The following is a 22,195-nucleotide window of genomic DNA, read 5'->3' as shown; positions in this document are numbered from 1 at the left end:
TGCAGGCCGCTAGCGTCCTGGCAACTCGACACCCTTACCCCCGCAAGGGAGCCCTCAGTGGCCGATGTCCCGCCCCGCCGCACACGCCGACGGAGCACCACCCCGATCCGCAGACCCGGCCGCACGGCCGTGCTGCTGGCCGCCGCGCTGACCGCCGCCACCCTGGGCGGCGCGGCTCCCGCGGCCTTCGCCGCGTCCCCGCCCGGCCCGCCCTCGGACGCCGCGCTGGCCGCCACCGCCGGGCGGCACGACCTCTCCCGCGAGCAGTTCTACTTCGTCCTGCCGGATCGTTTCGCCAACGGCGACCCGGGCAACGACACCGGGGGCATCACCGGCAGCCGGCTGGACCACGGCCTCGACCCGGCCGACAAGGGCTTCTACCACGGGGGCGACCTCGCGGGCCTGCTCCAGCGGCTCGACTACATCCAGGACCTCGGCACCACCGCGATCTGGATGGCTCCGATCTTCAAGAACAAGCCCGTCCAGGGCGCCGGCGACCAGGCCTCGGCCGGTTACCACGGCTACTGGATCACCGACTTCACCCAGGTCGACCCGCACTTCGGCACCAACGAGCAGCTCAAGGAGCTGATAGCCAAGGCGCACGCCAAGGGCATCAAGGTCTTCTTCGACGTCATCACCAACCACACCGCCGACGTCATCGACTACGCGCAGCAGCAGTACGGCTACCGCTCCACCGGGGCCTACCCGGTGCTGGACGCCGACGGCCGGCCGGTCGACGAGACCGCCGTCGCCGACGCGGGCGCCGGCTCCCCGGCCGCCTGGCCGAAGCTGACCAAGGACTCGTTCCCCTACAGCCCGGTCTTCCGCAAGCCCGCCGACACCGCCGCCAAGGCCCCGGCCTGGCTCAACGACCCCGCGCTCTACCACAACCGGGGCGACTCGACCTTCGTCGGCGAGTCCGCCACCGAGGGCGACTTCTCCGGCCTGGACGACCTCGACACCCAGAACCCCAAGGTGGTCCAGGGCTTCGAGAAGGTCTACCAGCAGTGGGTCAAGGACGCCGGCGTGGACGGCTTCCGGATCGACACCGTCAAGCACGTCAACATGGCCTTCTGGCAGCAGTGGGCGCCCGCGCTCAAGGACTTCGCCGCCAAGCAGGGCAACAAGAAGTTCTTCATGTTCGGCGAGGTCCTCTCCAGCGACCCGGCGGTCACCTCGCCGTACGTCACCAAGGGCCGGCTCCAGGCCACCCTGGACTTCCCGTTCCAGAGCGCCGCCCGCTCCTACGTCTCGCAGGGCGGCTCGGCCCGCGGCCTCGCCGACGTGTACGGGCAGGACTACCGCTACACCACCGCCGACACCGACGCCTACGAGCTGCCGACCTTCCTCGGCAACCACGACATGGGCCGCTTCGGGTCCTTCCTGCTCGGCGACAACCCGGGCGCCGACGACGCCACCCTGCTGAAGAAGGACCGGCTCGCCTCCGAGCTGCAGTTCCTCACCCGGGGCCAGCCGGTCGTCTACTACGGCGACGAGCAGGGCTTCACCGGCGCCGGCGGCGACAAGGACGCCCGGCAGGACCTCTTCGCCTCGCGGACCCCCTCCTACAACACGGACCGGGTGCTCGGCGGCCCCTCCGGCTCCGCCGACCGCTACGGGCGCGACGGCGAGCTCTACCGGGGCATCGCCGGGCTGGCCGCGCTGCGCCGGGACCACCCGGCCCTCGCCGACGGCGCCCAGATCGAGCGGTACGCCGCCGACGGCGCGGGCGTCTACGCCTTCTCTCGGATCGACGCCGGGCAGCAGGTCGAGTACCTGGTCGCGGTCAACAACGCGGCCGAGGCGAAGACCGTCACCCTGGACACCTTCTCGGCCGGCCAGGGCTTCGACCGGATCTACCCGGCCGCGGGGGAGCGGCTGACCAGTGGCGCGGACCGCGCGGTCACCGTCACCGTGCCCGCGCTCTCCTCGGTGGTGTTCAAGGCCGCCGGGAAGCTGGCGCCGGTCGCGGCCGCGCCGAAGCTCGCGCTGCGGACGCCGGCCGACGGCTCCACCGGCACCGTCACCGTCGGCGCGGACGTCGACGGCGGCGGCTTCGACCGGGTCACCTTCGCCGCGCAGATCGGCGACGCGCCCTGGCGGACCCTCGGCACCGCCGACAACGGGACGTACCGGGTCACCCAGGACCTCGGCGCCGTGCAGCCCGGCACGGTGGTCCGCTACAAGGCCGTGGTCCAGGACTCCAGCGGCCACCTGCGCTCGGCCACCGGCAGCTTCACCACCGGCACCCCCGCCCCCGCCCCGGCGCCCAGCACCACCGCCCGCCCGTACGCCGTCGTGCACTACCAGCGCGAGGACGGCGACTACGACGGCTGGAACCTCTACGCCTGGGGCGACCTAGCGGACGGCGAGGCCACCCCCTGGCCCGCCGGGCACGGCTTCACCGGCCGGGACGCCTACGGCGCCTTCGCCTACGTGAAGCTGAAGGAAGGGGCCTCGGACGTCGGCTTCGTCGTCGAGAAGGACGGCGTCAAGGACGTCGACACCGACCGCCACCTCGACGTCGGCGCGACCGGCGAGGTCTGGCTCAAGGAGGGTGACCCGACCGTCCGGACGGCGAACCCCGGGCCCGCCAACACCCAGCCCGCCGGCACCGCCGTCATCCACTACAACCGGGCCGACGGCGACTACACCGGCTGGGGCCTGCACGACTGGACCGGCGCCGCCACCCCGACCGACTGGGGCAACCCGCTGCTGCCGGTCCGCCGAGACGCCTTCGGCGCCGTCTTCGAGGTGCCGCTGGCCCCCGGAGCCACCAGCCTCAGCTACGTCCTGCACCGGGGCAACGACAAGGACCTGCCGGCCGACCAGTCGCTGGACCTCGCCGCCAACGGCCACGAGGTCTGGATCCTGGGCGGCCGGGAGGGCTACCTGCTCCCGCAGAACGCCGCCGCCGCCTCGCAGCTGGACCCCGGCTCCGCCAAGGCCCAGTGGATCGACGCCCGCACGGTCGTGGTGCCCGCCGGGTACGGCGCCAACGACGCCGCACTGGCCGGCGGCACCAGCGCCCAGCTGGTGTACGACCCCGAGGGCGGCATCCGCGCCGAGAAGGGCGTGCTGAGCAAGGCCGGGCAGTGGATCCGGCTGACCCCCGCCGCCGGGCTGACCGACGCCCAGAAGGCCGCCTTCCCGCACCTGGCCGGCTACCGGGCCTTCACCGTGGACGCCCGCGACGCGGCCCGGGTGCCCGCCGCGCTCCGCAGCCAGCTGCTCTTCACCGAGCACCTGCCCAGCGGCGCCGCGCTGGCCGCGACCGGGGTGCAGACCCCCGGCGTGCTGGACGACCTGTACGCCCGCCGCACCGGCCGGGTGGACTTCGGACCGGCCTACTACAACGGCAAGGTGGCGCTGTCGGTCTGGGCGCCGACCGCGCGGGAGGTCTCCGTCCAGCTCTTCGACGGACCGGCCGGCGGCACCCCGAAGACCGTCCCGCTGAAGCTGGACGACGAGACCGGTGTCTGGGAACTCGTCCGTGACAAGGCCGAGTTGGACGGCAAGTACTACCTGTACCAGGTGAAGGTCTGGGCGCCGTCCGTCCAGCAGCTGGTGGTCAACACCGTCACCGACCCGTACTCGGTGGCGCTGTCCGCCGACTCCGGGCGGAGCCTGGTCGCCGACCTCGCCGCCAAGGCGCTGAAGCCCAAGGGCTGGGACGACCACACCGTCCCGAAGGCCGTCCCGCCGGCGCAGCAGCAGATCCAGGAGCTGCACGTCCGGGACTTCTCGGTCGAGGACGGCACGGTGCCGGCCGCCGAGCGCGGCACCTACCTGGCCTTCACCGAGTCCCAGTCGGCCGGCATGCGGCACCTGCGGGAGCTGGCCCAGGCCGGCGTCACCACCGTGCACCTGCTGCCGACCTTCGACATCGCCACCATCCGGGAGAACCGGGCCCAGCAGAAGCTGCCGGCCTGCGACCTCAAGGCCCTGGCGGCGGACAGCGAGCGGCAGCAGGAGTGCGTGGCGGCCGTCGCCGCCGAGGACGCCTACAACTGGGGCTACGACCCGCTGCACTACAACGTGCCGGAGGGCTCGTACGCCACCGACCCGGAGGGCACCGCCCGGACGGTGCAGTTCCGGCAGATGGTGCAGGCGATCCACCAGGCCGGGCTGCGCGTGGTGCTGGACGTGGTCTACAACCACACCGCCGCCGCCGGCCAGGCCGAGCACTCGGTGCTGGACCGGGTCGTCCCCGGCTACTACCAGCGGCTCGACGCCAACGGCAAGGTGACGACCGACAGTTGCTGCGCCGACACCGCGCCCGAGCACGCCATGATGAACCGCCTGGTGGTGGACTCGGTGACCACCTGGGCGCGTGAGTACAAGGTCGACGGCTTCCGCTTCGACCTGATGGGCCTCGATCCCAGGTCCACCATGCTGGACGTGCAGGCCGCACTGCGCAGGATGACACCGGATTCGGACGGCGTCGACGGGAAGAACGTCTTCCTCTACGGCGAGGGCTGGAACTTCGGCGTCGTGGCCAATGACGCCCGCTTCGCGCAGGCCACCCAGCTGAACATGGCCGGCACCGGCATCGCCACCTTCGACGACCGGATCCGGGACGCGGCGCGCGGCGGCAACTTCCAGCTCTCCTCGGCCCCGCAGCAGGGCTTCGCCTCGGGCCTGTACTCCGACCCCAACGGCTCGCCGGCCAACGGCACGCCGCAGGAGCAGGAGGACCGGCTGCTCAAGCAGATGGACCAGCTCAAGGTGGCGCTCACCGGCAACCTGGCCGGCTACGCGTTCACCGACAGCGCTGGCCGGGCCGTCACGGGCGCGGGCGTCGACTACAACGGCGCCCCGACCGGGTACGCGGCCGTGCCGGGCGAGGCGGTGGAGTACGTGGACGCGCACGACAACACCGACCTGTTCGACGCGCTGGCCTACAAGCTGCCCGCCGCCACCGCGCCCGCCGACCGGGCCCGGATGCAGGCGCTCGCGCTCTCACTGACCGCGCTCACCCAGGGGCCGGGCTTCGTCCAGGCCGGCACCGACCTGCTGCGTTCCAAGTCGCTGGACGCCAACTCCTACGACTCGGGCGACTGGTTCAACGCGATCCAGTGGGACCCGGCGCAGGGCAACGGCTGGGGCCGCGGCGTGCCGACGGCGGCCGACAACAAGGAGATGTGGCCGGCCGCCAAGTCGCTGCTGGCCGATCCGAAGCTGGCGATGGGGGCCGCCGACATCCGGGCGACCAGCGCGCAGTACCAGCAGTTCCTGCGGATCAAGCAGGGGTCGCCGCTGTTCTCGCTGCCCACCCTGGCCGCCGTCCAGCAGCGGCTCTCCTACCCGCTCTCCGGCACGCCCGGCGAGACGCCCGGGGTGATCACGCTGCACCTGGACGGCACCGGGCTGGCCGGCGCGCAGAAGGGCATCACCGTGGTGTTCAACGCCACGCCCACCGCGCAGAGCCAGACCGTGGCCGCCCTGAAGGGCACGGCGCAGGCGCTGCACCCGGTCCAGGCGGGCGGGGCCGATCCGGTGGTCCGGCAGTCCGGTTTCGCCGCCGCCACCGGCACCTTCACCGTGCCGGGCCGCACCGTGGCGGTCTTCGTCCAGAACTGACGCTCCGCCGTACCCGGCCCCGCACCGCCCTCGGGCGGCGCGGGGCCGTGGTATTTCCCGCCGGTGCCCGGCGCGCGAGTGGCCGAAAACCGTCGTTGGCACGGCCGGAAAGGTGAGGTGACGGATCCGTCCGGCAGTGAGGTCCACCATGCTGACGCCGAGCGGGCCCTGAGCGCTGGTCAGTGCCCGCCGGAAGTGATCGAACCTTTCGGGTGGCGATGAAAACCGTCGTCGGTAGTTCCCGCGCCTGTAACACGGACGGGGGTCCGACGGATGAACGGTCCCGGTAGCTAATCGGCCAATCAGTGGCATGCATCTGTCATTCACGGCTCGTTTACTGCCACGATTCCCCCGGCTGCAGACGAGGGGGCCCCACCCCCCGGTGCGGCTGTCCCAGGTCAGGTTCAGCGCCTCTTCCTGCCAGCAACTGCTCGGTCTTTGCTCCGCAACCGCACCCGCGCCGCGCACCCGGCGGCGGGGGCCCCCACTGCGCCGCAACCCTGCGGCCAGGTTCTCTCCACCGCACGCGCACCCCGCGTCGGTCGGAAAAGGAGTCCGCATGTCCCGTTACACCCAGGCTCGGAAGGCAGCGGTTGTCATGGCCGCCTCCACCGCGCTTCTGGTGACCGGCATCCCCGTCATCGCGCAGGCCGCCACCCCGGACGCGCCGGCCGCGGTCGCCGCCCAGCAGGCGAGCCGTGCCCAGCTGATCGCCTCGGCGACCGGGCAGACCGCCGCCCTCGCCCAGACCCTGGGCCTGGGCAGCGAGGAGAAGCTGGTCACCAAGGACGTCTCCCAGGACGCCGACGGTACCCGCCACCTGCGGTACGAGCGCACGCTGAACGGCCTTCCGGTTCTCGGCGGCGACCTGGTCGTGCACCAGAGCGCCACGGGTGCGACCAAGGGTGTGGACCGCGCCAGCACCGCCCCGCTGACCGCCGTGAGCACCACGCCGAAGCTGGCCGCGCCGGCCGCGCAGTCCGCCGCGCTGGCCGCCGAGTCGGGCGCCGCGCTGGAGTCCGCGCCCCGCCTGGTGGTCTGGGCCGCCGACAACAGCCCGCGCCTCGCGTGGGAGACGGTCGTCTCCTCCACCGAGGCCGACGGCACCCCGAGCAAGCTGCACGTGGTCACCGACGCGACCTCCGGCCAGGTCATCCAGAAGTTCGAGGGCATCCAGACCGGCACCGGCAAGGGCGTCTTCGTCGGCAACGTCACCATCGGTACGACCCAGTCGGGTTCCTCGTACCAGATGAAGGACGGGGCTCGCGGTGGGATGTACACCACGAACCTGAACCACGGGACCTCGGGCACCGGCACCCTGTACACCAAGTCGACCGACAGCTGGGGCGACGGCACCGTCGCCAACAGCGAGTCGGCCGCGGTCGACGCCCACTACGGCGTCGCGGCCACCTGGGACTACTACAAGAACACCTTCGGCCGCAACGGCATCCGCAACGACGGTGTCGGCGCCTACAGCCGCGTCCACTACGGCAACAACTACGTGAACGCCTTCTGGGACGACTCCTGCTTCTGCATGACCTACGGCGACGGTGACAGCAACACCCACCCGCTCACCGAGCTCGACGTCGCGGGCCACGAGATGAGCCACGGCGTCACCGCGGCCACCGCCAACCTGAACTACTCGGGTGAGTCCGGCGGCCTGAACGAGGCCACCTCGGACATCTTCGGCACCATGGTGGAGTTCTACGCCAACATCCCGACCGACAACCCCGACTACCTGATCGGTGAGTTGATCAACATCAACGGGGACGGCACCCCGCTGCGCTACATGGACAAGCCCTCCAAGGACGGCGGCTCGGCCGACTACTGGTCCTCCACGGTCGGCAACAAGGACGTCCACTACTCGTCCGGTGTCGCCAACCACTTCTTCTACCTGCTGTCCGAGGGCAGCGGCGCGAAGGTGATCAACGGCGTCAGCTACAACTCGCCGACCCAGGGCAACATCGCCGTCAGCGGCATCGGCCGGGACAAGGCGGCGGCGGTCTGGTACCGCGCGCTGACCACCTACATGACCTCCACCACCAACTACGCCGCGGCGCGCACCGCGACGGAGAAGGCGGCCACCGACCTGTACGGCGCCGGCAGCGCCGAGCTCAACGCGGTCAGCACCGCCTGGGCGGGCGTCAACGTGGGCACCGCTCCGAACCCGGGTGGCGTCACCGTCACCAGCCCGGGCAACCAGAGCACCGCGCTCAACGGCTCGGTCAACCTGCAGATCGCCGCCACCGGCGGCACCGCCCCGCTGACCTTCACGGCCACCGGCCTGCCGACCGGCCTGTCGATCAGCTCCAGCGGCAAGATCACCGGCACCGCCACGACCGCGGGCACGTACAACGTGACCGTGACCGCGAAGGACGCCGCCAACAAGACCGGTTCCACCAGCTTCACCTGGACCGTCTCCGGCGGCGGCGGCAGCTGCACCCCGGCGCAGCTGCTCGGCAACGCCGGCTTCGAGACCGGCAGCGCCGCCCCGTGGACCGCCTCCAGCGGTGTCGTGGACAACAGCGCCTCGCAGGCCGCGCACGGCGGTACCTGGAAGGCCTGGCTGAACGGCTACGGCTCCGCCCACTCGGACAACCTCTCGCAGACGGTGACCATCCCGGCCGGCTGCAAGGCCTCGCTCAGCTTCTACCTGCACATCGACACGGCCGAGACCGGCTCGACGGTGTACGACAAGCTGGCGGTCACGGTCAACGGCACCGCGCTGAAGACCTACTCGAACGTGGACGCCGCCGCGGGCTACCAGCTCCGCACCTTCGACCTCTCGTCCTACGCGGGCCAGACGGTCACCCTGAAGTTCGCCGGCACCGAGGACGCCTCGCTGCAGACCAGCTTCGTGATCGACGACACCTCGATCGCCACCAGCTGACCCGCTCCGGCGGTCAGTAGAACCAAGTAGGACAGGGAGCAGGGCCCGGTAGCCACGGCTGCCGGGCCCTGCGTCGTGGGTGCGGCGGGCGGCCCGTCCGGGGGCCCGCCCGGCGGGCACGGGGCGTGAGCTTCCGGAAACGGACCGGCAACCGCGGGGCAACCGCCTGGCAACACGAAACACGGGCGAAACGTGTCCGTCCGCAACCAGAAATCCGCCCTCGCGACACTCTCCCAACCGACCCGCGCTCCTCCCTGGCGCGGGCCCGTGGGAAGGCACGCCCCTATGTTCCTGGCTGACCCGTCGCCCGGCCTCGACACCGGAGACACCGCCTGGCTGCTGGCCAGTACCGCACTCGTCCTGCTGATGACCCCCGGCCTGGCGCTGTTCTACGGCGGCATGGTCCGCACCAAGAGCGTGCTCAACATGATCATGATGAGCTTCGTCTCCATCGCCGTGGTCACCGTGGTCTGGCTGCTGGCCGGCTATTCGCTCGCGTTCGGCCCGGACGTCGGCGGCTGGGGGCTGATCGGCGGCCTGGACCACCTCGGGATGGCCGGAATCACCCCCTCCTCGCTCACCGGCCACGTCCCCACCGTGCTGTTCGCCACCTTCCAGCTGACCTTCGCGATCATCACCGCCGCGCTGATCAGCGGCGCCATCGCGGACCGCGCGCGGTTCGGTTCCTGGGTCGCCTTCACCGCCGTCTGGACGCTGCTGGTCTACGTCCCGGTGGCGCACTGGGTGTTCGCGCCCGGCGGGTGGATCCTGTCGAAGCTCGGCGCGCTCGACTTCGCCGGCGGCACGGTGGTCGAGGTCAACTGCGGGGCCAGCGGACTGGCCCTGGCCCTGCTGCTCGGCCCCCGGATCGGCTTCCGCAAGGAGGCGATGCGCCCGCACAACCTGCCCCTGGTGCTGCTCGGCGCGGGCCTGCTCTGGTTCGGCTGGTTCGGCTTCAACGCGGGCTCGGCGCTGGGCGCCAACGGCCTGGCCGCGTCCGCGCTGCTCAACACCCAGGCGGCCGGCTGCACCGGGCTGCTCGGCTGGCTGCTGGTCGAGAAGCGCCGGGACGGCCACGCCACCACCCTGGGCGCCGCTTCCGGCGCGGTGGCCGGCCTGGTCGCCATCACCCCCTCCTGCGGGAGCGTCGACCTGCTCGGTGCGCTGGCGATCGGGCTGGCGGCGGGCGTGGTCTGCTCGTACGCGGTCAGCTGGAAGTTCCGCTTCGGCTTCGACGACTCGCTGGACGTGGTGGGTGTGCACTTCGTCGCCGGGGTCATGGGCACCGCGCTGATCGGCCTCTTCGCCAGCGCCGCGATGACCGGCGGCCCGGTCGGGCTGCTGCACGGCGGCGGCCTCGGCCAACTCGGCAAGCAGCTGGCCGCGGTGGCCGCCGTCGCCGTCTACGCGTTCGCCATGACGTACGGGATCGGGCGGGCGGTCGACCGGGTGATGGGCTTCCGTGCCGACGAGGAGCACGAACTCACCGGTCTGGACCTCGCCGTGCACGCCGAGACCGCGTACGATCACGGCGTCCTGGGCCACGGTACGACCGCCCATGCCACCACCGTGCTCACGCACTCCTCCGACAGGACCCCCTCCGCATGAAGCTGATCACCGCGATCGTCAAGCCGTTCAAGCTGGACGAGGTCAAGAACGCCCTGCAGGCCATCGGGGTGCACGGACTGACCGTCACCGAGGCCAGCGGGTACGGGCGCCAGCACGGGCACACCGAGGTCTACCGGGGTGCCGAGTACCGGATCGACCTGGTCCCCAAGGCCCGGATCGAGGTGGTGGTCGAGGACGCCGACGCGGACCAGGTGATCGAGGAGATCGTCCGGGCCGCCCGGACCGGGAAGATCGGCGACGGCAAGGTCTGGGCGGTGCCGGTGGAGACCGTCGTCCGGGTCCGCACCGGCGAGCGCGGGCCGGACGCCGTCTGAGGCCCGCCCCGCCGTCCTGAGCGGCGCTGAGTGGCCCTGAGCGGCCCTGGAGACACTACGGCGATGCCCCCGTGCGCGACCGCGCGGGGGCATCGCCGCGCCGCGCGACGAGTGGAAGGTCGCATACGAGGTTTCCGGGGCTGCGGAAACGTTGTTCCCAAGGCCTTGACGGGCTCTCAGTGTGACCTTAGGTTCAGCGCTGCAAGTTTCCTGCAAGTTTCAGCAACCTTTCACGCGCGGTACCCCAGGCTGCCCCACCCCAGCCCCCAGGAGACATCGTGGTCACCACCGCCCCCGTCCGCCGGCCTGCCCGGACGGCCGGCGCGCTCGCCGCCTCCGCGGCGCTCGCGCTCTCGCTCACCGCCGCCTTCGGCGCGGCCCCCACCGCCCAGGCCGCCCCACCCGGCAACGGCAAGGACGTCACGGCCACCCTCTTCGAGTGGCGCTTCGACTCCGTCGCCAAGGCCTGCACCGACACCCTCGGCCCGAAGGGCTACGGCTTCGTCGAGGTCTCGCCGCCCCAGGAGCACATCCAGGGCGGCCAGTGGTGGACGTCCTACCAGCCGGTGAGCTACCGGATAGCCGGGCGCCTCGGCGACCGGGCGTCCTTCAAGAGCATGATCGACACCTGCCACGCGGCGGGCGTCAAGGTGATCGCCGACTCGGTGATCAACCACATGTCGGCCGGCTCCGGGACCGGCACCGGTGGAACCAACTACAGCAAGTACACCTACCCCGGGTACTACCAGGACCAGGACTTCCACTCCTGCCGCACCGCGATCAGCAACTACGCCGACCGCTCGAACGTGCAGAACTGCGAACTGGTCAACCTCTCCGACCTGAACACCGGCAGCTCCTACGTCCAGCAGACCATCGCCGGCTACCTGAACGACCTGGCCTCGCTCGGCGTCGACGGCTACCGGATCGACGCGGCCAAGCACATCGCCGCCGCCGACCTCGCCGCGATCAAGGCGAAGACCGCCAACCCCAACGCGTACTGGGTGCAGGAGGTCATCTACGGCGCGGGCGAGCCGATCCAGCCCACCGAGTACACCGGCACCGGCGACGTCGACGAGTTCCGCTCCGGCACCTGGCTGAAGAGCGCCTTCCAGGGCGGCCGGATCGCCGACCTCGCCTCCTGGGGCTCCGGTCTGCTGCCGGGCGACAAGGCCCGGACCTTCGTCGACAACTGGGACACCGAGCGCAACGGCTCCACGCTGACCTACAAGGACGGCTCCGCCTACACCCTGGCCAACGTCTTCATGCTGGCCGACCCCTACGGCTCGCCCAACGTCTACTCCGGCTACGCCTTCTCCGGCCACGACGACGGCCCGCCCAACGGCGGCACCGTCAACGCCTGCTACAGCGACGGCTGGAACTGCACCCACGCCTGGCGGCAGGTCGCCAACATGGTGGGCTTCCGCAACGCGGTGGCGGGCACCGGGATCACCAACTGGTGGTCCAACGGCAACAACGCGATCGCCTTCGGGCGCGGCGGCAAGGGCTTCGTGGCGATCAACCGCGAGAGCGGGCCGGTCACCCAGACCTTCCAGACCTCGCTGCCGGCCGGCTCCTACTGCGACGTCCAGCACGGCGACCCGGCGGCGGGCGGCTGCGGCGGCCCGTCCTACACCGTCGGCTCGGACGGCCGCTTCACCGCGACCGTCGGCGCGGGCGACGCGGTGGCGCTGTACGTGGGCGCTCCCGGCGGCGCGGGCAGCTCGGGCGGTTCCAGCGGTTCCGGCGGCGGGACGCCGGTGAGCGGCGGCGCCTCCTTCGCGGTCAACGCGACCACCGTGCCCGGGCAGAACATCTTCGTGGTCGGCGGCACGGCCGCGCTCGGAGGCTGGGACCCGGCCCGGGCGCTGCCGCTCTCCTCGGCCGCGTACCCGGTCTGGAAGCTGGACGTGACGATGCCGGCGGGCACGTCCTTCGAGTACAAGTACGTCCGGAAGGACGCCTCCGGGGCCGTGACCTGGGAGTCCGGCGCCAACCGCACGGCGACGGTGCCGGCCTCCGGCGGCCTGGTCCTGAACGACACCTGGCGCGGCTGACCCGCGCCGACGGCCGCCACCCTCCGCCCTGCGTCGGGGAGGGCGGCGGCCGTCAGCGTGCCACCCTCCCCGGGCGGCCGTCAGCGCGCCGCCCGGCAACTACCCCGGGCGAGTGGATCCCGCCGCTTCGCCGCCCCGGTACGGGTGAACGCTGTCAGCATCACGGGATGAGAACCACCCCCGCCGTCCTGGACGTCGAACTGTGCGGCGGCCGCTGGGACGGTCACCGCAAGCGGGTCCACGCCGCGGCTCCGCCGCCCTCGCTGCGGATGGTGCTGCGGGCCGAACTGCCCGCCGCGGAGGCCGGCGAGTACTGGCCGACCACCAGCGTCTACCGGCTGGACGAGACCGGCGGCCGACGGCGCTACCGCCACTCCCACGACGAGTAGCGCCGGGTGCCCCGCGGCCCGCGTCGGCCGGGTGCCCCCGCGGCCCGGGTCAGCCGCGTCCGATGTACGGCATCGCGGTCGCCATCACCGTGGCGAACTGCACATTGGCCTCCAGCGGCAGCTCCGCCATGTGCCGCACGGTGCGGGCCACGTCCGCGACGTCCATGGTCGGCTCCACCGCGATCCGCCCGTCCGCCTGCCGCACGCCGGTGCTCATCGCCGCCGTCATCTCGGTCGCCGCGTTGCCGATGTCGATCTGCCCGCAGGCGATCCGGTACGGACGCCCGTCCAGCGACAGCGACTTGGTCAGCCCGGTGACGGCGTGCTTCGTCGCGGTGTACGCGATCGAGTGCGGCCTCGGCACGTGCGCGGAGATCGAGCCGTTGTTGATGATCCGGCCGCCCCGCGGGTCCTGGGCCTTCATCCGCCGGAACGCTGCCCGGGCGCAGAGGAAGGCGCCGGTCAGGTTGAGGTCGACCACCGCCCGCCATTCGGCGATGTCCAGCTCGTCCACCGCGGCGGGCGCGCCGAACGTCCCGGCGTTGTTGAACAGCAGGTCGACCCGGCCGAACGGCTCGGCGGCCGCCGCGAAGAGCGCGTCCACCGCCGCCGGGTCGGTGACGTCGGTCGGCACCACGACGGCCGCCCCGCCGCCCGGTCCGGCCGCCGCGCAGAGTTCGGCCGTCCCGCGCAGCGGCTCCTCCCGCCGTCCGGCGAGCACGGGCAGCCACCCGGCGGCGGCCAGCTCCACGGCCACGGCGCGCCCCACCCCGCTGCCGGCTCCGGTGACGACGGCGATCTGCTGTGGCATGGCGGTACTCCTCGGAGGGTCTTCGGGCGGCCCGTCGGTCGACGGCAGGTGCGATCGTTCCCGATCCGCCGCCCCGAGTCACTGGTGGAAGGTCCCAAAGTCCAGCCCCCCTCCCGTCCGGCGCGCCGTCGGTTGTGGGGGGACCCCGGGGGAGCCCCCGCCACCCGGCGGGTGGCCCGCCCCGCCGGGTGGCGGGGGCGCCTGCGGGGCTTGACCCGATCGGGGACAAACCTTGAATCGGCGCAGGCCGCAGCGCAACCGGGCCGCCCGGGTCCACGTCATAAGATCGCAGGACGGCGCGCTCCCGCGAGGGGCGGCGCGCCGCCGCCCCGGGGACCGGCGTGACGTCGCACCCCGGGTCTGTCCGGCCCCACCCGGGGGCCGCCGGCCGGCTCCCGAGGGGCCGGGCGTGACATCGGTCGGAGAGTCCTCACCGTGCAGCCGCAGTCCACCCGTGTCCGTGCCGCCCTGACCGGCGCCGCCGCCTTCGCCCTGGCCGCCTCGCTGGCGGCGTGCGGCAGTACGGATGCCGGCGGCAAGGGGGACGCCGCCAAGGCGAGCGGCGCCAAAGGCGGCGCCGGTGCGGCGAGCGGCACCCCCGCACCCGGCAGCCCGACGGCCGCCCCCGGCACCCCGACGACGACGGCCCCGAACCCGGCCGGCAAGGTCCTCATGCCCACCGGCCCGGAGGCGAGCTTCGGCAAGGCCCGGGACACCGCGGCCGGACAGATCCTGATGACCACGTTGAACGGGCCCAAGTCGGGCGTCTCCGGCAAGGTCTGGGTCTGGCTGCCGCCCCAGTACAACGACCCGAAGTACGCCCGGACCGGCTTCCCCGTGCTCACCCTCTACGCGGGCGGCCAGAGCGCGGGATACAACACCTGGACCGACAACCAGCTGCCGATCCAGGAGATCGACGCCGATCTGGCGAAGGCCGGCAAGGCGCACCCGTTCATCATGATCATGCCGGTGCAGAACCTCGACTCCAACGAGGCCAAGGCCCTGGAGTGCGCCGACATCCCGGGCCAGCCCAAGATGGGCACCTGGATGGCCGAGGACATCCCGGACTTCGTCCGCGCCAACTTCCGGACGGTGAAGGGCCGCGACGGCTGGGGCCTGATGGGTGCCTCCACGGGTGCGTTCTGCAGTGCCAAGCTGGCGCTGCAGCACCCGGACAAGTTCAAGGCCGCCGTCCCGATCGACGGCTACTTTAACCCGGACTCGCCGCTCTGGAAGGGTCACGAGGCGGAGCGGCAGGCCAACAGCCCCGATCTGCTGGTCACCCAGGGCAAGGCCGAGGTGAAGATGCTCGCCACCGCGGGCGGCGCCAACCCGTTCGAGATGAAGCTGGTCAAGGCGTGGGTCGCCAAGGCCGCACCGCCGCTCTCGGTCGAGTACTACGAGCAGGCCGGCGGCAAGCACCTCACCAGCGACTTCAAGAAGATGATCCCGGACACGCTGCAGTGGCTGACCAGGAACCTCGCGGGGCCGCAGAGCGACTGACCCGGCCGGGGAGGCGCCGCCGTGGACGCGTCCGGTGGCCCCGCCCCGGCGCGGGCCGCCGGCCGCCGCGTCGGGGCCCCGCCTCCGTCTTCGTCCCCGTCGGCGCGCCCGTCGCCGACGGCGCGGACGGCTGCCGCCAAGTCCGCGGCAGGCCGCTGACCTGCGCGTCAATCGGACATTGATTCGCCTCTGATCGACTACGGCCACTGTGGTGGGACCGCATTCCGCCAGTGCTGCCAGCCACGGAACCGGTCCGGGAGGACCGGTCGTGCCATGCCGTGCAAGCCCGCCGTGCCAAGTCGTGAAGAGAGTGCCATGCCGAGCCGTCTGCTGTCCCTAGCGTCCCCCTCCGTGCCCGCCCAGGCGGGCTCCCAGTGTCAGCGGGCCGCCGACGAGGAGCCGCAAGCCATCCGGTTCGCCGGGCTGCGACTGGTGCACAACGCCCTCCGTCGCGACCTCGCCCGACTGCCCAACGCCCTGCGGCTGCTCCAGCCCGGCGAGGACGAGAAGGGCGAGGCGCTCCTGCGGCACTGGACCTTCGTCACCGCGATGCTGACCTGCCACCACGAGCAGCAGGACATCCGGGTCTGGCCGTTGGTCCGCCGCTTCGCGCCCGAGCTGCGCCTGCTGCTCAACTGGCTGGAGAGCGACCACCACAACCTGGACCACTCCTTCACCCGGGTCACCACCCTGGTCCGGATCGCCAGCCGGGACGCGGGCAGCACCTGGCCGGTCGCCTACGCCATGGACGACCTGGCGGCCCGGCTGGAGACCCACCTGCGGATCGAGGAGCGCCAACTGCTGCCGCGGATGGAGCGGGTCTTCGCGCGGGCCTCGCGGGTGGGAAGCCTGCCGGAGCTGCTGGACCTGCTGCGTTCCGCCGACGGCCCCGGTACCGCCGACGCGCTCGCCTGGCTGCTGGACGGCGTCGAGCCGGCGGTGGTCGAGTCCCTGCTGGCCCAGTGCGACGACGATGTGGCGCGCAACTGGCCGCACTGGCACGCGACCTACCAGCGCTGCACCGGCCTGCTCTGGGGCCCGGCGGAGGCCCTGGACGGCTCCGCCGAGTGAGCGGCGGGCCTTTCGCGGGCCCTCGATCTACGCGCGTGGCATATGCCGCGCGCCTATGCCGCGACGGTGTGCGATGATCGGCGCCGGGTCCGCGTCGGGCGCGCTGGGCGTCTCAACTCCCCGTGCCCCCGAAGGGATTGGCCCCGGTGCCGTAGGGGGCGGGATGGTCCGGACAGTCCGGGGCGGCCAGGGGGAGGGTACCGCCGGGGGCCGATGGTGGGGCCCGGACCGCCGCCTACCGTCGGAACCATGACCACGGCGACCACCACCGCGCGCCCCGCGCGCCGGCCCGCACCGGTCCGCCCGACCCTGTTCGCGGCGGCCGCCGTGCTGCTGCTCGGTGCCGGGCTGACCGCCTGCGAGGGCGGCGCCGCGCTCTGCACCAGCGACAACAGCTGCGTCGTCGTCGTCCGCACCGCCGGCGGCGACTCCACCCACACCGTCGAGGTCTTCGGCGGGGACCGGACCGTCGAACTGATGATCAGTCATATCACGGACAGCGCGGCCGAGGTGAGACTCGGGGACGACACCAGGACCGTCGCCGAGGGCGCCGAGACCACCATCGGCACGGCCAAGATCACCCTGCGCAACGCCAACGCCCACGACCACTACGCCGAACTCCACGTCAGCCGCTGACTGTCGCCGCGGTCGAACGTCGCCGCGGTCGAACGTCGCTGCCACGCGCCGGGTGCCGCAGTCGCCCGTCGCCGCCATCGGCCGGGTGCCGCCGCAGGCCGGTACCGGGCCACGACCGTGGGCCGCTACTCGGGCAGGCGATTGAGCCAGGTCAGCGGAGTCACCCAGATCGCCTTCTCCGGCGAGCCGTCCCACTCCACCGGCAGGCCGGCCGCCTCCAGCGCCGCGACCACCGCGCGGCCGATCTCCACCGTCCTGAGCTCCGCCGACTCGGCGCTCCCGCCGTCGGCCCGGAACCCGCCGTAGCGCAGCATCAGTCCACGCCCGGCGGCCGCCCCCTCGGTGTCCTGCTGATGGAAGAAGACGAAGCCGCGCGAATCCTCGTCCGCCTCGCCGCCGATCTCCGCATAGCCGCAGTTCGCACAGCAGGTGAAGTCCATCGCCGCGACGATGCCCTGCTCCTCCAGCGCGTCGAAGGCCTCCTCCAGCCGGTCCACGTCCGTGGTCTCCGGCCACGAAGCCTGCTCGGCCAGCCGCTCCTGCCAGAGCGGGCCGACGATCTCCTCGGCGTCCTCCGGCTCCAGTCCCTGGTCCTCGAACTCGTCGACCAGGGACTCGGCTATCTCGTCCGGCTCCTGGAACCCGCAGCGGATCAACTCGCGGGCACGCTCCTCCGCCTCGCGCCGTACCTCGAAGCTGAGCTCGGTCTCCTGGTTCATGCCCGCATCCTCGCACCGACCACCGACAGTCCCGCCGGCCGCCCCCGGTGCTACCGTCCCCCGGTGCCCTCCCTTCTCGAACCGCCTCTGATCACCCGTCTGCTGGCGGCCGACCGCATCCTGATCGCCGGCGCCGGCGGAGGATTCGACGTGTACGCGGGCCTGCCGCTGGCACTCGCGCTGCGCGCGGCCGGCAAGGAGGTGCACCTGGCCAACCTCTCCTTCAGCCACCTCCACGGCCTCCCCGCCGAGGTCTGGCTGGAGCCCGACGTCGCCCGGATCCGCCCCGACACCGCGGCCCCCGACGGCTACTTCCCCGAGCGGACGCTGGCCCGCTGGCTGCACCGGCAGGGCATGCCCGACACGGTGTGGGCGTTCCCGAAGGTCGGGGTGCGGCCGCTGCGCGACGCCTACCGGGCGCTCACCGCTCATCTCGCCGTCGACGCCGTGCTGTTGGTCGACGGCGGCACCGACATCCTGATGCGCGGCGACGAGGCCGGCCTGGGCACGCCGGAGGAGGACATGGCCAGCCTCGGCGCGGTCGCCGGGCTGACGGAGGTCCCCGAACGCCTGGTCGCCTGCCTGGGTTTCGGCATCGACGCCTTCCACGGCGTCAACCATGCACTGGTGTTGGAGAACCTCGCCGCGCTGGAGCGGGCCGGCGGCTACCTCGGGGCGTTCTCGATCCCGCGCGACAGCCGGGAGGGCGCGCTCTACCTGGACGCCGTCGAGTACGCGAGGGCCGCGTTCCCCGAGTACCCGAGCATCGTCAACGGTTCGGTGGCGGCCGCCCTGCGCGGCGAGTTCGGCGACGTCCGGTTCACCGACCGCACCAAGGGCAGCCCGCTCTTCGTCAATCCCCTGATGACGCTGTACTTCGGCGTCACCGTCGAGGCCCTGGCCGCCGAGCACCGCTACCTGCACCTGATCGAGCGGACCGTGCTGACCCGCCAGATCAGCAGCGTGATCGAGGAGTTCCGCGACGCCCTGCCGGTTCGGCGCCCGCCCCGGCAGTTCCCGCACTGACGCCGGCGGGTGCGCCGGGCCCCGGCGCCCGTTCAGCCCGAGGCGAGCCGGAACTCCAGGTTCCCGAACCGGACCTGGTCGCCCGGGCGGACGCGGACGCCGCCCGCGACCCGCAGCCCGTTCACGTGCGTGCCGTTGGTCGAGCCGAGGTCGTACAGCACCCAGTCCTCGCCCTCCCGCCGCAGTTCGGCGTGGTGGCGCGACACCGAGGCGTCGTGCAGCCGCAGCCCCGAGCCCGGCACCCGGCCGATCGTCAACTGCCGTGCGGCGGGGTGCGGCAGGCTCAGTCCGGGCAGCCGCTCGATCCGCCAGGCCCCGCGCAACCGCACGCCGAAGGCCGAGAGCTGACCCACCGTCCGCAAGACGAAGCGGCCGAACGGATTGCCGGTCGGCAGGTCGGCCATCGCCCGGTCGAGCTCGGCCCGACTGCCGGCGTGCAGGACGAGTTCCATCCGGCCGAGGAAGGTGTCGTGGGACAGCCGGCCGCTGCCCGCGCCCTCCCGCAGCACCCCGAGCGCCTGGTCGCGCTCGGCCTCGGACGGCCGGACCACGTGCGTCCGGATCTCAGGAGACGTCATGGCCCGATTGTCGGGTCACCCGCCCGTGCCTGTCCAGATTGCCGGGCGCGCAGGTCGGCCCGGCGGCCGCCGGCCCGTCCGCCGGCCCGTCCACCCGGCCGGCCGCCGGCCCGGGGTCAGGCCTTCCTGGCGGCGGCCAGGATCTTGACGGTGGTGTGCAGGAAGCGGGCCGTGGCCGAGCCCCGGTAGGACGCGCCGAAGAGCTTGCTGCCGGTCCGCCACTTGCCGTCCCGCAGGTGGATCACCACGTACGCGGCGCCGGCGTCGGCGCCGATCACCTCGTAGTCGCCCTTTGGCGAGGTGTAGGGGACCGGGAAGTCCGCCGGCAGCGGCTCGGAGAGGAAGTTGACCACCAGACGGATCTCCGGGGTGGCCTCGATGCCCGCGAACGGCTCGGCGTCGAGCAGCGCCGCCACCTCGTCCACGGTGCGCAGCATCGTCGGGACGGGGTAGCCGAGCGCCTCGGCCAGGTGCTCCTCGATGCGCCGGGTGAGCGCGGCCCGGTCCGGCTCCGCGGTGCGGAAGAAGACGTTGCCGCTCTGGATGTACGACCGCACGTCGTCGAGGCCCAGCTCGGCGAAGAGGGCGCGCAGCCGCTCCATCTTCACCGTCCGGCCACCGACGTTGAGGGCCCGCAGGAACGCGATGTACGTGGTCGTGGTGGTCACCCGTCCAGTCTGGCACCGGGCACCGACAGCGCCTCCCGGGCACGGTCGGTGCCCGGTGCCAGACTTGAGGCCATGGCTACCTGGCAGGATTTCGAGCGCGAGGCACCGGAGCTGGCCCTCGCCGTGCGGGCCCGTTTCGAGGCGAACAAGCACCACGTCCTGGCGACGCTGCGCGCGGACGGCTCGCCCCGGGTGAGCGGCATCGAGGTGGACTTCCTCGGCGCGGACCTGACGCTCGGGTCGATGCGGGGCGCGCGGAAGGCGCGCGACCTCCAGCGCGATCCCCGCTTCGCGCTGCACAGCACCCCGAGTGACGAGACCCTGGCGGGTGGTGACTCCAAGCTCTCCGGCCGGGCCGTCGAGATCACCGACGAGACCGAGCTGGCCGCCTACGCGGCTGACCTGCCGGAGCCGCCGCCCGGCCCGTTCCAGGCCTTCCGGCTGGAGCTGGAGCAGGCGGTGCACACCACCGTGGGCGACGACCACCTGTGGATCACGTCCTGGCGGCCGGGAGAGCCGGTGCGGCGGATCGAGCGGCACTGACCGGTGCCGGCCGCCCGGTCGCGGCGGCACCGTCCGCTCGCGGGCCCTACGGCAGGACCGACTTGAGGACCTCCGGCGTGCGGGCCACGACGGCGTGGCCGTCCTCCGCGGTGATGATCGGGCGCTGGATCAGGATCGGGTGCTCGGCCATCGCCGCGATCCAGCGCGCCCGGTCCTCCGGCTCCCTGGTCCAGCGCTTCATGCCCAGGTCCTGGGCCGCCTGCTCGTCGAGCCGGGTGATGTCCCACGGCTCCAGCGACAGCCGCTCCAGGACCTGCTCCAGCTCCGCGGCGGTCGGCGGGTCCTCCAGGTAGCGCCGCACGGTGTACTTGGCGCCGGCGGCTTCCAGTGCGCCGAGTGCCGTGCGGCACTTCCCGCAGCGGGGGTTGATCCAGATCTCCATGCCGCCAGGGTACCGACTGCCGGTCCCCGGCCGGGTGAACCCGGGCTCCCGGGAACTACCGTGCGTCCACCGGCGGTTTACGAACCGGCAGCGAGGCCCCGGCAACGCGGTCTCGGCAGCGGATCGCGGGAGGGGAGCACCGGGTGGACGGCGCGTCGATCATCGAGCGGCTGACGGCCGACAGGGGCATGGCGGACCCGTACCCGCTGTACGCGCGGCTGCACGAGCTGGGCCCCGCCGTGCCGGCCGGGCCCGGTACGGTCCTGGTGGCCGGCCACGCCGCGGCCAACCGGGTGCTGCGCGACCCCGGCTTCGGGCTGGAGGACATCGAGCTGCTGGCGGAGGCGAACGCCGAGGTGGCCCGGCACTCGTCGGTGACCCTGCTCGGCCGCTCGATCCTGCAGCGCAACGCGCCCGACCACGCCCGGGTCCGCTCGCTGATCGCCTCGGCCTTCAACGCCCGCCGGGTGGCGGCGCTGCGGCCGGCCGTAGAGGCCGCGGTCGGCCGGCTGCTGGACGCGATGGCGGAGCAGGGCGCGGACGGCTCGCCGGTCGACTTCATGGACGCTTTCGCGTTCCGGCTGCCGGTCGAGGTCATCTGCGAACTCCTCGGCGTCCCGGAGCCGGACCGCTACCGGTTCCGGGCCCTCGCGGGAGACCTGACCGTCGCCTTGGAGCTGGTCCAGGACCTCGCCGAGCTGGCCGTCGCCGACGCCGCCGCCGACGAGCTGTCCGGTTACTTCGCCGCGCTCGCCGCCGAGCGCCTGGCCCGTCCCCAGGACGACCTGGTCAGCGACCTCGCCCGGATCGCCGTCGAGGCCCCGGAGCGGATCTCCGGCCGCGAGCTGCTGGCCAACCTGGTGCTGCTGCTGGTGGCCGGCTTCGAGACCACCACCAACCTGCTCGGCAACGGGCTCTCGCTGCTCTTCCGGCACCCGCGCGCGATGGCGGGGCTGCGCACCGGCGCGCTCGCCCCGGCGCGGTTCACCGACGAGGTGCTGCGCCACGACTCGCCGGTCCAGCTCACCACCCGCATCGCGCTGGCCGCCGGGCTCGACGTGGCCGGTGTGCCGACGCCGCCCGGCACGGTGGTGCTGGTCCTGCTGGCCGCGGCCAACCACGACCCGGCCCGCTACCACCGCCCGGAACTCTTCGACCCCACCCGGACGGACAGCCAGCCGCTCAGCTTCGGCGGCGGCGCGCACTTCTGCCTCGGCTCCCAGCTGGCCCGGCTGGAGGCCGAGCTCGCCGTGCCGGCGCTCCTCGACCGCTTCCAGCGACTCGCCCCCGGAGGCGTCCCCACCCGCCGCGACCGCCTCGTCCTCCGCGGCTTCGACACCCTCCCCGTCACCATCCGCTGACCCCGCCGAGCCCGGAA

At 72.7% G+C, this 22,195-nt stretch carries 17 protein-coding genes; 12 read left to right on the top strand and 5 right to left on the bottom strand.

The genetic code is table 11. The features are described from left to right. Nucleotides 1-57: 57 nt before the first annotated feature. The 6 genes from pulA to OG618_RS12105 all read left to right on the top strand — a co-directional run bounded on the left by pulA (nucleotide 58) and on the right by OG618_RS12105 (nucleotide 12,859). Nucleotides 58-5,583 carry a pullulanase-type alpha-1,6-glucosidase gene (gene pulA, locus OG618_RS12130; protein ID WP_442906786.1) on the top strand — a complete coding sequence of 1,842 codons (5,526 nt, stop codon included), beginning with the start codon at nucleotides 58-60 and terminating at the stop codon, nucleotides 5,581-5,583. Between the two features lie 559 nt (nucleotides 5,584-6,142). Next, entirely contained in the window at nucleotides 6,143-8,473 is a 2,331-nt protein-coding gene (locus OG618_RS12125) for a M4 family metallopeptidase (RefSeq protein WP_329487367.1), read from the top strand. 285 nt (nucleotides 8,474-8,758) lie between these two features. After that, the gene (locus tag OG618_RS12120; RefSeq protein WP_329487366.1) at nucleotides 8,759-10,081 is read left to right on the top strand and encodes an ammonium transporter; all 1,323 of its coding nucleotides are present in this window, start codon (nucleotides 8,759-8,761) and stop codon (nucleotides 10,079-10,081) included. Next, nucleotides 10,078-10,416 carry a P-II family nitrogen regulator gene (locus OG618_RS12115; protein ID WP_329487365.1) on the top strand — a complete coding sequence of 113 codons (339 nt, stop codon included), beginning with the start codon at nucleotides 10,078-10,080 and terminating at the stop codon, nucleotides 10,414-10,416. The genes OG618_RS12120 and OG618_RS12115 overlap by 4 nt, the downstream gene beginning before the upstream one ends. Nucleotides 10,417-10,694: 278 nt before the next feature. Then, nucleotides 10,695-12,470 (top strand): carbohydrate-binding module family 20 domain-containing protein, encoded by a 1,776-nt coding sequence (locus tag OG618_RS12110; protein ID WP_442906785.1) that lies wholly within the window; start codon nucleotides 10,695-10,697, stop codon nucleotides 12,468-12,470. A gap of 167 nt (nucleotides 12,471-12,637) precedes the next feature. Continuing rightward, nucleotides 12,638-12,859: a hypothetical protein gene (locus OG618_RS12105; protein ID WP_329487364.1), complete on the top strand. Its 222-nt coding sequence runs from the start codon at nucleotides 12,638-12,640 to the stop codon at nucleotides 12,857-12,859. A 49-nt stretch (nucleotides 12,860-12,908) separates the two neighbouring features. Here OG618_RS12105 and OG618_RS12100 read toward each other — a convergent pair whose 3' ends face one another. Further along, a complete protein-coding gene (locus OG618_RS12100; protein ID WP_329487363.1) occupies nucleotides 12,909-13,670 on the bottom strand; it encodes an SDR family oxidoreductase in 762 nt (253 codons plus the stop codon). Nucleotides 13,671-14,105: 435 nt separating this feature from the next. Between OG618_RS12100 and OG618_RS12095 the strand changes: the two genes are divergently transcribed. From OG618_RS12095 to OG618_RS12085, 3 genes are all read left to right on the top strand, one after another. After that, on the top strand, nucleotides 14,106-15,173 hold the full coding sequence (locus OG618_RS12095) for an alpha/beta hydrolase (RefSeq protein ID WP_329487362.1): 1,068 nt from the start codon (nucleotides 14,106-14,108) through the stop codon (nucleotides 15,171-15,173). 315 nt (nucleotides 15,174-15,488) lie between these two features. Beyond that, complete coding sequence (locus tag OG618_RS12090; RefSeq protein WP_329487361.1) at nucleotides 15,489-16,244, top strand: hemerythrin domain-containing protein; 756 nt, start codon at nucleotides 15,489-15,491, stop codon at nucleotides 16,242-16,244. Nucleotides 16,245-16,493: 249 nt separating this feature from the next. Continuing rightward, on the top strand, nucleotides 16,494-16,880 hold the full coding sequence (locus OG618_RS12085) for a hypothetical protein (protein ID WP_329487360.1): 387 nt from the start codon (nucleotides 16,494-16,496) through the stop codon (nucleotides 16,878-16,880). Between the two features lie 125 nt (nucleotides 16,881-17,005). Here the strand turns inward: OG618_RS12085 and OG618_RS12080 are convergent, their stop codons facing one another. Next, on the bottom strand, nucleotides 17,006-17,599 hold the full coding sequence (locus tag OG618_RS12080; RefSeq protein ID WP_329487359.1) for a DUF6891 domain-containing protein: 594 nt from the start codon (nucleotides 17,597-17,599) through the stop codon (nucleotides 17,006-17,008). Between the two features lie 63 nt (nucleotides 17,600-17,662). Between OG618_RS12080 and OG618_RS12075 the strand changes: the two genes are divergently transcribed. Then, nucleotides 17,663-18,625 (top strand): DUF1152 domain-containing protein, encoded by a 963-nt coding sequence (locus OG618_RS12075; RefSeq protein ID WP_329487358.1) that lies wholly within the window; start codon nucleotides 17,663-17,665, stop codon nucleotides 18,623-18,625. A gap of 32 nt (nucleotides 18,626-18,657) precedes the next feature. On the opposite strand, the gene OG618_RS12070 is transcribed toward OG618_RS12075, so the two are convergent. Together OG618_RS12070 and OG618_RS12065 are read right to left on the bottom strand one after the other, a co-directional pair. Beyond that, nucleotides 18,658-19,203, bottom strand: coding sequence for a DUF1707 and FHA domain-containing protein (locus OG618_RS12070; RefSeq protein WP_329487357.1), 546 nt, complete (start codon nucleotides 19,201-19,203; stop codon nucleotides 18,658-18,660). A 116-nt stretch (nucleotides 19,204-19,319) separates the two neighbouring features. Continuing rightward, nucleotides 19,320-19,871, bottom strand: a complete 552-nt coding sequence (locus OG618_RS12065) for a DUF1697 domain-containing protein (RefSeq protein WP_329487356.1) — start codon at nucleotides 19,869-19,871, stop codon at nucleotides 19,320-19,322. Nucleotides 19,872-19,943: 72 nt separating this feature from the next. Between OG618_RS12065 and OG618_RS12060 the strand changes: the two genes are divergently transcribed. Beyond that, a complete protein-coding gene (locus OG618_RS12060; RefSeq protein WP_329487355.1) occupies nucleotides 19,944-20,414 on the top strand; it encodes a pyridoxamine 5'-phosphate oxidase family protein in 471 nt (156 codons plus the stop codon). A 46-nt stretch (nucleotides 20,415-20,460) separates the two neighbouring features. On the opposite strand, the gene OG618_RS12055 is transcribed toward OG618_RS12060, so the two are convergent. After that, on the bottom strand, nucleotides 20,461-20,817 hold the full coding sequence (locus OG618_RS12055; protein WP_329487354.1) for an ArsC/Spx/MgsR family protein: 357 nt from the start codon (nucleotides 20,815-20,817) through the stop codon (nucleotides 20,461-20,463). 143 nt (nucleotides 20,818-20,960) lie between these two features. On the opposite strand from OG618_RS12055, the gene OG618_RS12050 reads away from it, so the two are divergent. After that, entirely contained in the window at nucleotides 20,961-22,178 is a 1,218-nt protein-coding gene (locus tag OG618_RS12050) for a cytochrome P450 (RefSeq protein ID WP_329487353.1), read from the top strand. Nucleotides 22,179-22,195 lie beyond the last annotated feature (17 nt).

This window comes from Kitasatospora sp. NBC_01246 (assembly GCF_036226505.1).
In the GTDB taxonomy this organism is placed as follows: domain Bacteria; phylum Actinomycetota; class Actinomycetes; order Streptomycetales; family Streptomycetaceae; genus Kitasatospora.
Note: the sequence above shows the minus strand (reverse complement) of the source record. Positions and strands in the feature narration are given on the sequence as shown.

Bases quoted from the DNA above. Each gene is read 5' to 3' on its own strand.
- OG618_RS12125 (WP_329487367.1), top strand. From the start codon at position 6,143: ATGTCCCGTTACACCCAGGCTCGGAAGGCAGCGGTTGTCATGGCCGCC.
- OG618_RS12120 (WP_329487366.1), top strand. From the start codon at position 8,759: ATGTTCCTGGCTGACCCGTCGCCCGGCCTCGACACCGGAGACACCGCC.
- OG618_RS12115 (WP_329487365.1), top strand. From the start codon at position 10,078: ATGAAGCTGATCACCGCGATCGTCAAGCCGTTCAAGCTGGACGAGGTC.
- OG618_RS12105 (WP_329487364.1), top strand. From the start codon at position 12,638: ATGAGAACCACCCCCGCCGTCCTGGACGTCGAACTGTGCGGCGGCCGC.
- OG618_RS12100 (WP_329487363.1), bottom strand. From the start codon at position 13,670: ATGCCACAGCAGATCGCCGTCGTCACCGGAGCCGGCAGCGGGGTGGGG.
- OG618_RS12090 (WP_329487361.1), top strand. From the start codon at position 15,489: ATGCCGAGCCGTCTGCTGTCCCTAGCGTCCCCCTCCGTGCCCGCCCAG.
- OG618_RS12085 (WP_329487360.1), top strand. From the start codon at position 16,494: ATGACCACGGCGACCACCACCGCGCGCCCCGCGCGCCGGCCCGCACCG.
- OG618_RS12080 (WP_329487359.1), bottom strand. From the start codon at position 17,599: ATGAACCAGGAGACCGAGCTCAGCTTCGAGGTACGGCGCGAGGCGGAG.
- OG618_RS12070 (WP_329487357.1), bottom strand. From the start codon at position 19,203: ATGACGTCTCCTGAGATCCGGACGCACGTGGTCCGGCCGTCCGAGGCC.
- OG618_RS12060 (WP_329487355.1), top strand. From the start codon at position 19,944: ATGGCTACCTGGCAGGATTTCGAGCGCGAGGCACCGGAGCTGGCCCTC.
- OG618_RS12055 (WP_329487354.1), bottom strand. From the start codon at position 20,817: ATGGAGATCTGGATCAACCCCCGCTGCGGGAAGTGCCGCACGGCACTC.